At 69.4% G+C, this 12,332-nt stretch carries 1 protein-coding gene (running past one end of the window); it reads right to left on the bottom strand.

The genetic code is table 11. The annotated features are described in order from the left end of the window. Positions 1-12,332, bottom strand: part of the annotated coding region (locus ABEB12_RS20280) for an MFS transporter (protein ID WP_345702982.1) (this coding region is incomplete at its 3' end). The annotated region continues 57,374 nt past the right edge of the window; 12,332 of its 69,706 annotated nt are in view.

The raw sequence follows: 12,332 nt of genomic DNA, 5'->3' as shown, positions 1-12,332 counted from the left end.
CGCCCAGCGGCAGCCCCGGGGAGGAGAGTCGAGCGGGTGCGTCCACCGGCTGGCCCGACGACCGGCTGGTCGTGTCCGACTGGTTCGGCTGGGTGTGCCCGACCCTCTGTTGCACGGTCCGGGGCTGTTCGAGGTGTGTCTCGGTGGTCTGTGAGGTGCCCGGCGACGTGTCAGTGTCAGCGTCCGCCCTGGTCGGGGTGTTGGTGATGACGCCAAGCGTGACCAGGACGAACAGCAGCCCGCCCGCCATCCAGCGGGTCCAGCCGCGGCGGGTGGTGACCGTGCGCAGCCCGGCCAGCACGATGATCGCGGCGCCGCCGAGCACGGCGAACCCGACTGCGACGAACATGGCCGCGCCGAATCCGGTGGCCAGCGTCCGCCCCAGGCCGGACCGCGCCCGCTGGGTCGGCGCCGTCTTCGCCGGGCTCACCGGCAGGTTGTCCGCCAACCAGGCGTCCCACCCGTTGACCAGCAGGTTCAGCAACCCCTGTTCGCTGTAGCGGCGCGGATCGGCCTGCCTGGCGTTGTGCATGACAACGCCGTGTGGTCCATCTGGGGCGTCGGTATTGGGGACCACGATGGCGGTGATCTGGCGCTTGAACCCGACCCACTCGTCCTTCTCGACGTAGTAGCGGCTGCCACTGGGAAGGAGGAACTCTTCTTCGAAGTAGCGGGCACCCTTGATCGCGGCGACAGGCAGTCCGTGGCCGCCGGCCGGTAGCAGGATGGTCCAGTGCACCACGCCGCCCGGCTTGCCGTATGGGCTGTAGGGCATGCCGTAGGTGGTTGACCCGTTACCGGCGTCTTGATAGAGCGCACCGGTCAGGTTCGGTTCGGTCTGTTCGTTGGTCCACCGGTGCAGGATCAGCGGCGTCGTTGTCTGGTACGAGGTGGTCGCCGAGTCGAGGACTTCGCGGAATTCCACCGACGGGTCTCGAGGATGGGCAGTGAACGGGTCTTCCTCCCTGGGGAGCGGTATCCCGGAACGCAGCCGCCCGTTCAGCTCCGGAGGGCCGTTGCTGATGGAATAGTTGCTCGCCACACCGTCCTGCCGGTCGGTGAGGACAACTCGCCGCTCGAAGTCCGCGACAACGGTGTCCTCGTCGCCAAGTTCGGGCCGGTACTCGCGCAGGAATCTTCCGGCCAGAGTGCCGGCCAACCGAGCCTCAACCTCCGCCGGGAACTTCTGGCCCGCCGGGCCGCCCAGAATCCGGCCGGCGGTGCGCAACTCGAGAGCGAGGTGTCGTTGCCTGAGCTTCTCGGCGGCAAAGTGAGTCGCCCACAGCCTGAATAGCAACCACAGCAGCCGTCCCGGACCTTCCCGCTTCCAGCGCGCCAACCAGGCTCGCCATGCGAACACAATGGCGGTGGCCGCCACCACGACCGCCACCGCGACGAGCCACTCCGGGTGGTCGAGCAGGCCGGCGGCGTGATCCCGCCCGGCGTCGCCCGATACCTCGGCCCGAGCAGGCGCGACCGCCAGGCCCGCCAGCACGCCGACGGTGGTCAGCAGCACGGCGGCGCCCAGCGTGAACCACTTGGCGACCGTTCGCAGCCAGTCCCGCCAACCGCGCTGTGGTGTGGTCGGCTGCTCGAGCCGATGATCCAGCGCGATGAGCCTCTGCCGCATGTCCTCGAGGTCTCGGAGGATGTCGTTGACGACCGGCGCGTTCTCCTTGATCAGCACGTCGGGCATCGGTCGCATCTCGCGGATCGTGCTGTGCAGGTCCCGGGTGACCGCTTGCCAATCCAGGCCGAGGATCCCGAGTTCCGTTTGGACATAGCGGAGATCACGGAGCGCGTTGTCGGTCATGCCCAACCGCAGCCACAGGCCGGCGCGCACGAGCAGCTCACTGACCGGCTCGAACTCGCGCGTCAGCCGATCCGCCTCGGTGATGGCCGTTCCGGCGGCCTCCGCCATGTGCGTGGCCAGTTCGTGCCGCCGCGTCTCGGCGAAGTATCCGGCCGACCGTGCCTGGCTCTGGAACCCCGGCGCCACGTCGCGAGCGCTGGTCGACAGGGCGGCGACGGCGTTGCTGAGCGCGTTGACCTTGGCCAGCACACGGTCCAGCCCGGCCAGTTGGACGCCGGGCCGCAACCGTACTTGGCCGTCGACCCACTCGATGACGTCCGCGACGGCCTCGGTGGCCACCGGCAGCGCGATTTCCAGCAGCTCGTGAATCCGCCGCGCGACCAGCGCCTCCGGGTAGGCATCCGGGCTCACCCCGGCCAGCCAGTCCACCAGCGGGTTCAACCCCGTCGGGAAGTCGCCGAACGGCACCGCCGACCGGCCACGCTGGTGGCCGAGCAGGTCGAGATCGTCCTCGTGTGTCCAACCGTTCCGGTACGGGGCGGCGTGCCGGTGGAAGTGCTTCTGGTGCTCCCGCATCCCCGCCCAGAACTCGGGGTTGGCGTTCTCCCGCAGCGACTTCGCGCCGTAGACGGTGTAGGAAACCCGGTCCTCGATCTCGGTGCCGTCGCCCATGATCACCGAGCGGGTCTCGGTCCAGCTGAACGCGCTCAGATCGGTGACGGACCTGCCGAGCGCACCGGAAGCCAGCTGGTCGAGCTGCTCGTCGTCCAGCACGAACTCGTCCGGGCCGAGTTCGCCGAGCAGCCACTGCTCCCGATCGGCCGGCGCCCGCCGAGGCATACCGGGCACCACCCCCCGCAGGAAGTGCCACTCGTAGAGCCCAGCCACATTGCGCTGCCCGGCGAGGATCTCGCCGACGTCCGGGCCCGCGGGGGCATCGACCGGGAAGGCGTCGCCGAGCGTGAAGCCGGCGGCGCTGAGTAGCCCTTGCACGTCAACGCTTTGCCGCTGCTCCAACGATCGCGGGTCGCCGAACCGTGCCAGCAGGTCCCTGGCCTCCCGCGCCTCGCCCAGCATGGCCTGGCGGCGCTGGCCGGTCTCGTCCTCGATCCGGTACGCGACTTCGTAGGCGATCAGCCCCGCCAGCCATTCCGGTCCCAGATCGTCCCGCGCCAGCGCCTCGTCCCAGGCGCTCTTCACGATGACGATGTAGCCGCCGCTCGGCGCGGTCGGATCGGGCCAGCTGAACGCGACCAGACCGTCCAGGTGCATGGCGAGGCCATCGCTGGCCAGCTCGTCGGCGAGCTCGTCGGGCAGCAGCCGGACCATCTCCAGGTCCGCCAGCAGCTGGGCCAGTCGTTCCCGCCCGAGCAACTCTCCGGCGCGCGCCAACCACCCGGTCCCGGGGACTTCCAGGTCGGCCAGCCGCTCGACGAGTCGTTCCTGGAGCTCCGCCAGCTGCGGGTCGGTCAAGTCGCGTGCCGACAACGTGTTGCCCAGCCTGGCGCGTGGCACCAGAGTGTATTCGGTCCCGTTGACCTCGAGGGCGATGTGCCGCAAGAAGGGGTTTCCGGCGGCGACGGTGGAGATCTTGGTGAAGACCGGACCGACTTCGATCTGACCGGGCAGGCCGGGGGTTTGTACCACCAGAGGCACGCGTCCGCCCAGTCCAGGCTTGGGGCCGTCCACGAGTCCGACCGCCTTGTTCTTGAGCCTCAGGTCACTGTCGGCGTAGCCGAACAGCGCGGCGAGTTCGAGGGGAACCATGAAGAACTGGGCACCAGTGTCGAGAGGGACGAAGTGCATGCTCGGCTCGCCATCGCCGTCGGCGCGGCCCGCAACGACGATCAGGAAGGGGTACGCGGCGGGGGTTTCACCGTGCCAGTACGGCAGCGTCCCGCCCGCCCGTCCCGGAGCGATCTCTCGCAGGAAGTAGTCCAGGAACCCGCCACCGCTGGACGCGCGCTGGCGGCGACTCAGGATGGATTCCTGGGTCGCAAAGAACCGCACGCGCTCCTCTTCCGAAGTCGGACGGGGCGCGAAGTCAAGATCCTCCCAGCTGGTGCGCGCCACTGACGGATCCTGAGCCGCCCGCACGAGTGCGAGCACCGGCACGGGCCGGGTAAGCCCGACAAACGTGATGGTGAAGGTGCTCATCAGGTCCCGGCCCCAGATCGGTGCGGGCAGGCCGTCGCTGAAGACCGGCCAGAGGGTGACCGGCTCGCCCATCCGACCGGCGACGGGCTGACCGGTGACCGCGTCAGCCCCGCCCAGCAGCCTGGCGGTCAACGGCGTGGTGGCGATGAACCCGCCGTCCTCGCGACGGTTGAGGTTTTCGGGCCAGCGGTAGCCCAGCTCGGCGGCTAAGTGCCTCGGAAGGTGGGTGGTATACGCCCCGGTGTCGATCACACCGACGATCGGAACCCGCCCGTCGCCGAGCTGGAGGCTCACCATCGGCATATGGCCCACATCCGGAGCCGGCGAGTAGGGCAACAGCAACCCAGCAAGATCCGGATGTGCGGCGAGGTAGCGGTCGAAGATCTCGGCCACGCCGGCCATGCCCGCCAGCGGGTCATCCTCACGCCGCGCCGACTGGCTCGCCGCGAGCCGGTCCAGCCAGGTGGCGTTCTGCTTATCACGGGCGAACGCGCGCACCGCGCTGACCAACTGTTTGCGATCCGCCGAGGTCCAGTCATCGTTACGGGAGAACAAGTCGCCGACCACCCGGGACAGTTCGGCGTGCTTGCCGCTGTGTGCGACCGACACCAACCTCAGCAACACAGAGTCGGCGACCGCGCCAACACCCGGTCCGGCCAAGCCGCTGAGCTGGATGCGCAGCCGCTCGACAATGACAAACGCCGCGAAGAAGTCGTCTACCCGTTGTTGGTGGGCCGGCTCGCTGTTGAGCCGCAGTACCCGGTCCTCGAGTTCGAGGAGCAGCAGTGCCCCGAGCCGGCCTTCCTCGCTCAACCGTTGATGCATCCCGGTGGTCATGAAGATCACCGGGACGCCGTCGATCCACAGGGTGTACGCGCCGAGCAGGCCCGCGACCCGTGCCAGGCCGCGTTCACGCAGCCACGAGGACTCGACCAGCGCCCACTCCGTCGGCGGCGCCCTCGGCGCGCCGGGCAGCTCCAGGCGACCCATCCGCCGCACGTTCCCAGTTCGGTAGGCGTCCTCCAGCTCCCGCGCCGTCCGGGTTTCCTCGTCGGCCTCGACGAATCCGCCGGGCATAGCCGCACCGCCGCCGAAGTCCCGCACCGCGCGCAGCCAGCGACCCAACAGACCGGTCTTGGCCAGCGTGTACACCGCGAGCGCGGCCGCCACCACCAACGCCGGCACGGTCGCCACATCACCGAGGAACACCCCGAAGACCGTCATCATCGCCGTCGGGGTGCCATTCCCCTCGGTGTGCTTCCCGGGCTTCACCACGCGTATGTCCACGGTGGCGTCGTCCGGCAACGGATAGTCGTCCCGGCCCTGCCACCAGGGGCGCCACTGCCGGGCCAGTGCGGCCCAGTACTCGGCGCGGTAGCGCAGCCCGGCGTACTCCACGGCCTTCGCGTCGCGCTCGGCCTTGGGGAGTTGGGGCAGATTGGACTCGTAGTTGGCCAGCAGGGTCCACCAGCGCACGGCCTCTTCCACCAGGTGCTGGACGAGGTAGGCGTTGCGTTCCACCTGGGAAGCGGCCTGAGCGGGCGTGTCCCGGACATGCCGCCACTCGTGTGCCAGGAGCCCGACCGCCTTGATGAGACCCGAGAAGTACAGGTGTCCCTCGAATGCCGAGGCACGGAACACAATCCCCACACCGGGGAAGGCGACCGCCTCGAGCTTCCTGCCGTCGGGCATGCCCTTGGGTCGGAAACGCGCATCGAACCTGTTGTCCGGGAGGATGCTCAGGTGAGGCCGCGGGCCTTCGTCCAGCCAGAAACCGGGGCCGGCGGCGAGCACAAGCCGCAGGACGCGGGTGAAGTTTTCTCGTACCTCCGGGGTCAGCGACTCCCAACCCTCGAGCTCGAACCAGTGCTCGGGCTTGTCGCCGAACCGCTCGAGGGCCGTTATCTGCTCCGTCAGGTCCCAGCGGGCCGACTCCATGGCCGTCCGGTCCGGGTCCTCCAGGTCGCCCGTGCCGATCAGCCGTTCGGCGGCGGCCAACGCGGCCCGGTGCGACCGCAGCAGCCCGCGCGCGGCGTCCGGACGCGCCGAGGGCCGGGGACGGCGGCCGGTCGCCTCGCCCAGCCGCGCCAGCAAGCCGTTCAGCCGGTCCAGTACGTCGTTGTCACCGCCCGCGTGGTGCCACAGGGCCTCGAAGCCTCGGCCGAACATGCGGGTCAGAACGGTCCGGTGTGGTTCGGCGACCTGGGCGAACGTCGCCGCGTCCGGTTGCTGCTTCTCGTCGACGTGCACCGGCCGGACCTCGTTGGGCCTGGTGGTGGTGTCCGGCCCGAACCGGCGCCGCTTGTCCTCCGCTTCGAAGTACGCCGTCACCAGCGGCTCGGAGTCGTGGGCGTGCGCGTCTTCGGGCAGCAGGTCGAACACACCGTCCATCTCGTCCTGTTCGTGCGCGTCGGCCATGCGGAACCAGCCGGCCGGCAGGTACTTGCCGAGTCGGCGGATCTCTACGGCGCGGTGACGGAACACGACGCGGGTGCCGTTCGGGGCGTAGGTGTCGTGCTGCCAGCCGAAGAAAAGCAGTGCCCTGGTCAGCCACCCCAGGTCGATGCCCCGCGCGCTCAGCAGTGACCGGGCGCGCTCGGCGTCCAGGTATGTGGTCGACGGGCCATTCGGGTCGAACGGCAGCGTGGGGTCGTCCACTATCCGAGCAACCACCATGAGGATGGGCAGGATCCGCTTGAACCGCGCTACCTCTTCGCGGCTCATCGGCAGCAACGACAACGGCCCGCCCAGACCGAGCTGTTCGGTGAGGAAGGTGAACGCGATGAGCTCGCGGAGCTTCTCAGCCTGCTTCCGCACCTGGCCCGCGCGCTGTCGGCGCTCCGCGGCCGCGTCGGTGTTCGGGGACCGGTTCTGAGCCAACCACCGCAGCGTCGAGTTGACGGCGGAGCCCGCCTCCGCGCGGTGCCTGCCGAGTGTGGTCCTGGACTCAAGGCCGTTGTGGAGGTTGTTCAGTTCCACCAGCGCGGCGGCAAGCGGTTCGTGGGCACCGTCCAGGTCGGCCAGGTCGAGCAGGTCGGCGGCCCGCTCCAGCTGATCCGCGATCGGCCGGAGCATGTTCGCCATCGCGCCCGGCGTGCTCGATTCCGTCGGGGCCTGGTAGCTGACCTGCTCGAGCAGCCACAGCCGGTTCTCGTCGGCCGTGTCCGCCACGGTGTCCACCACAGCGCGCACCGGGTCGGTCAGATCCTCCGCCTCGCGCAGCTTGGCGATCGCCTCGGCCAGTGAGTCGAGCCGGTCGAGGGCCTCACGGTGCGCGTCGGCGGCGCTCGATCGGCCACCCACCAGGTACCGCTGAACCGCTTGGTCGGCTTCGATCTGCCGGGTGGCCAACCGCTCGACCAGCCGCTCGACGGCCTCGCCCAGGTACGGCGGGACATCCTGACCTGGATACTCGGTCCGCTGGTCAGCGTCGACAGCTGCCTCGCCGAGAGCGTCGACCACGGCGTTGAACGCGTCCTCGAGCTGGTCCGCGCCGGTGGCTGCCCCGGCAACAGCGTCGAGGAAGCCGTTGAGCACGTCGCGCAGCTCGTAGTCGCCTCGTTCCTCAGCCTCGTCGGCGGCTTCGCGGAGCACCCTCCGGTATTCGGGCAGGTTCTCCTCGTTGTGGTTCCCGAGGTGGTCCTCACTGTCGAGGTGGAACCACATCTCGTGGGTCTCCCTCAGCAGGTTCCCGGTCTCGGGGTGGCCGCCCGCCCCACGGGCCAGCTCGATGAGTAGCTCCGTAACGGCGTCGCGCAGTTCGTCGGAGTGGCGGCGGTCGTACTGCTGGACCAGGTGGTGCTCGTTCGGGTTGCCGACGCGGAGCAGCTCGCGCTCGATGATCACCTGCTGGAAGTGTGCGGGCAGCCGCTGGAACGCGGCGAGCGTCCGCGGGTCGAGGTGGATTCCGCGCTGGTCCACCCAGGACAGGACCAGCACCCCGGGTGCGGCGTCCAGCAGGTCCTGGTCGGTGAGCAAGGGGGCTTCGGTACGGCCGTGGCCCCAGGTCAGGCCGGTTGGGATGCTGTGAGCGAGGTGGTCCGGCACGCCCGTTAGTCGGGGGTCGTCGTGGTAGACGATCGCGCCGTTCGTCTCGACAGCGAGCGGCCCGCCACGCTTGTCCCTTGCCGCCTGCTCGGCCGCGGTCAGTGCGGCGTTGGCGGCGTCCAGCTGGGCACTCAGCTCGCTGACCACCTGGTCGTGGCCGGTGAGGAGGTCGTTCGCCTCCTCGACGGTGAGTCCGAGGGCACGCGCCAACATGGCACGGAACTTCGGCTCGAGTAGCCGTTCACGCTGTACGGCGGTGGCAAACATCATCTGGCGAAGGCGGTCACGCGCCGTCCGGGCAGGATCGTCGACTTCGTCGAAGGTGCCCTGCTCGAGAAGCTGGATAACCAGGTCAAGGTTCAGGTCCAGCCGCGCCGCGAGCTTCCAGGAAGCAAGCAGCTCGGTGATGAACCGAGCCGGGTCGGCACCGATCAGCCGCTCCGGGTCGGACATCCGCTCCTGCGCGGCATCGATCTTGTTGTCGAGCCGGTCGCGCCACTCGTAGATATAGGCCGGAGAACCCTCGCGCAGCTCCAGCTCCAGTGAAGCGAGGGCGGCCACCTGCTGGTCGTGCAGCTGCCACGAGCGCAGGCCCGTCTTGGCGGTGGCGCCGTCCAACAGCGACTGGAGCAGCACCTCGTACGCCGCGTCAATCGCCCGCAGAAGTCTGGCGACAAGCTGTCCCGCGCTCGGCACACTTGCCAGTGAGAGGTCGGAAATGAGGTCGCGGGTCTCGCGTAGCAAGTCCCGCATCTCGCTGGGCGTTCCATCCGCGAGCCGGCGCAGCTCGACAGCAAGCTCACGCACGGCCGGATGCCACGGCCTGGCGACCTCGGGATCGACCGACGGATCCCTCAGCAGCGCCAGCGTGCCAGCATCGGAATACCACCGCCGGTCCTGCTCCATCTGACGGAACGCGGAGATGACCGGAGCCAGCTCGATCAGCTGGGTTACCTCGGCCAGTAGGTCAAGCTCCAGAGACCGGGCCACCGCCGTTCGCAGCTTGTTCAGCTCGCGGCCCGCCCGCACATACGCCTCGAGGAGTCGACGACGAGCGCGGTCTACCTCGAGCCGCTCGTTCCGAAGGAAATCGCCGCCACCCACCACCATGGCGGCCAGGACCGTCGCCGGCTCCCCCAACCGCCACATCACGAACGCGGTGACCGCCATCGCCGCGGTCTGGCCAACCGGTGAGCCGAACAGCCAGCCGCGCGCCGCGCGCAGCCAGCGACCCAACAGCCCAGCCCTGGCCAGCATGAACACCGCGACCCCGGCTGCCAGCAGCGCCGGCACGGCCGCCATATCGTAGATGGGCAGCCCGATGGACACCGGCGCCAGGCTCGTGTCGCGCGACGTGGCACCGGCGGAACCCGGGTTGGGGTCATGGCGGGAGTTGATGGTCCACACGAGGGCTCCGGTGACTGCGGCAACCGCCATCCAGACCGGTACCAGCAGCGTCAAGACGGTCGCGCTGTAGCCACCCCACGCGAGCAGCTCGGGTGTCGTGAGCTTGTTGACGAAGGGGGTATTGACGGCCAGCCAGCCGTGTGACCGAGTGAGTGCGTTGTGTCGGATTCGGCTCGACGATGCTGGCCGGTGGGCGATCGCGATGGTCGCCGCTCCCAGCGCGGTCCCGATCAGTCCCGCCACGTTCGGGGAGGACTCCGACAACCGGATCAGCCCGTAGAGCGGCAGGCCGAACATGATGGGGAGCCTGCTGAGGATGAGGATCTTTCGGGCCGGCATCCATGCCAGCCGGTTGCGAAGGGTCTTGGATATGTCCACCGGGAACTCCGCCGGTGGGCCGTGGCTGGTTTTCGCCCACATCAACATCAGCGCCGCGCCCACGCCCAAGGCAACGACCGTCACCGGGTAGCTGGTCGGCAACGCCCGCAGGGCGAAGAACGCGTACCCGCCCAGCGACACCCTGCCGATCTGGTTGGCCACCTTCATGTGCGACACCGAGGTCACGTAGCTGGTGTTCGGCCGCAGGCGGCGCAGCTGGTCGACGATCACGAACACGGCCTCGAACCCGTTGCCCAGGAACGACGCGATGAACACCAGCTTGGTGAGGGTGGCCAGCGGACCGGGCAGGTCCTCGAGGACCCAGGCGAACATCGACCACTCCGAGCCCAGCACCATGGCGAAGCCGACGAACGTACCGACCGCGCCCAGGCGCTTGTGCTCGCGCGAGTCGGCGTGCCGGTTGGTCCACTTGCCCGATGCCTTGCCACGCCAGACTCGAATCTGGTGCGCGGCCCAGGACAACGTCGTCGGCAGCGGCGGGGCCATGAACGCGACGTCCAGCACGGCGAACCACGCCGAGATCTGCTGGCCCCACCCGCTGGTGAACAACGCCCCTTCCAGGTGGAAGACCAGGTTTATGGACAAGGTGAACGCCGCGATCGCGGTGATCGGACCGTCCAACCGGTCGTCACCTCGGGACCAGTCGTCCTTGAAGAAGTTGAACATGGTCCGGGCGACGAACACCGCGTTGCCCAGCCATGTGATCGGCAACCAGAGGTACCAGCCGGCGATCGCCAACCCCAGCCCGGCGATGTTGCCGACGATGGCCAGGCCCAGTGGCGAAGCCGCCCATGCCCGGAACCGCGCCGTAAAGTTGGTGCTCTTGCCGTCTTCGACAGTGGAGCCGTCGGGGCTGGGGCCGTGCGTGCCGGGGTCGTTTCCGCTGCCGCCGCCGTCCGACGGTGGAGGCCCGTGGCGCTGGATCGCCCAGGCGATGACGCCCAGCGCAACCGAACCGGCGAAGACCCACCACCGGCCCGCTTCCCCCACCACCGTCCGCACCAGCCAGTAGGCGGCCGTCGCCACCCCGGCACTGATCAGCAGTTCCTGAAGGTTCTGCCCGGTGCGGATCTTTCGCCCGGCCGGTGGCGCGCCACGGTTGCGCCACCACAACACCAGCACGGCCGTGCCCCACACCTGCGCGGTAACCGCCATCGCGGGCAACCAGCCCATGCCGGCGTGCCAACCCAGCAGTCCGGCCAGCACCCCGACCAGGCTCAACGCGGCGGCGATGATCTGGTCGCTCAGCCCCCGGACACGAGCTCCGGTGATCGCGGTGGGTTTCGCTGCCAGCACGAACGCCACCAACACCGCCGAGGCACCGACGAACCAACCCATGTGCCCCAACCACAGTCGGTCGAACCCGTAGAACGCCAGCGACGCGAACACAACCCGCACCGCCAATGGCTTCACCCCGAACGCCGGCGTCGACTTACCCAGCTTCGGCAGGAGCCGAGGCGCCCACTCCGTCCACACCACATAGCCCAGCCCGACACCGAGCACCACCAACGGGACCACCCCGACCGGCACCGCGGCCCCACCCAGAACCCCAACCGGCAACGCCAACTGCACCGCCAACACCCACACCGCCGTCATCAATGCGGTGAAGCCCCACCGCCGCAGCGTGTCGACCTTGTCCTTGAGCACGTAGTTCGCGCCGAACGCCGCCGCCACCGGGGCCAGCGCAACCCCGAACAACAGCACGTCCGCCGCGGCGAACAGCCCGTTGGCCCAGAACCCGAGATCCCCCAACGCCCCAATCAGGCCGAACTCGTGCACCACCAGGACCGCGCCAGGCAGGTGCAGATCCAGGTTCACCAGCCAGGACACCGCGATCCCGATCAGCGCGACCGGCTTCCAGCCGCCGGTCAGCCCGAGAGCACTGACCCGCGACAGCGTGCCCCGGGCGGCGAACATGACGAACCCGAGCGCCAGCGGCAGCACCCACTCCGAACCGACTGCCCACGCCAGCGCGGCGAGCACCGGACCACCGACCAGCAGCGCGACGGTCGGCGCCCGCGCCTGAGCCGGCGTCCACAGCCCGCGCAGCAGAGCCAGAATCGACAGCGCCGCCGCCACCGCGCCGGCCACCGAGGCCAACGGCCCCGAGCGGAACACCAACAGCACGACCGCCATCCCGGCACCCACCCCGGCGGTGACCATTAGCCCGGTGAACCACCGCGCCGACAGCGGCGCCTTCCAGTCGACGAACACTCGCCATCCATCGACCGTGCCCTCGGCGGCGACAGCGCCGTCGGTGGCGGCCGGCACGGTCGGGGTGGTCTCGGCGTCGCGCGGTGCGGTCTCGGTCGCGGCTCGCCGCGCGGGGTCAGCTTGCTTGGCTCGTGCGAGCACCCCGGCCTGCAGAACCACCGCGGCGATCGACTCGGCGATCCCCACCGCCGGGAACGACACGTGCCCTTCGAGCAGCACGCCGAACAGCAGCGCCGTGCTCCCGGCCAACATCGCGGCGCCGGTCACGCTGACTCGGGTGGCCTTGCGTAGCGCC

This window comes from Actinospineispora eucalypti, assembly GCF_039543365.1.
In the GTDB taxonomy this organism is placed as follows: domain Bacteria; phylum Actinomycetota; class Actinomycetes; order Mycobacteriales; family Pseudonocardiaceae; genus Pseudonocardia; species Pseudonocardia eucalypti.
Note: the sequence above shows the minus strand (reverse complement) of the source record. Positions and strands in the feature narration are given on the sequence as shown.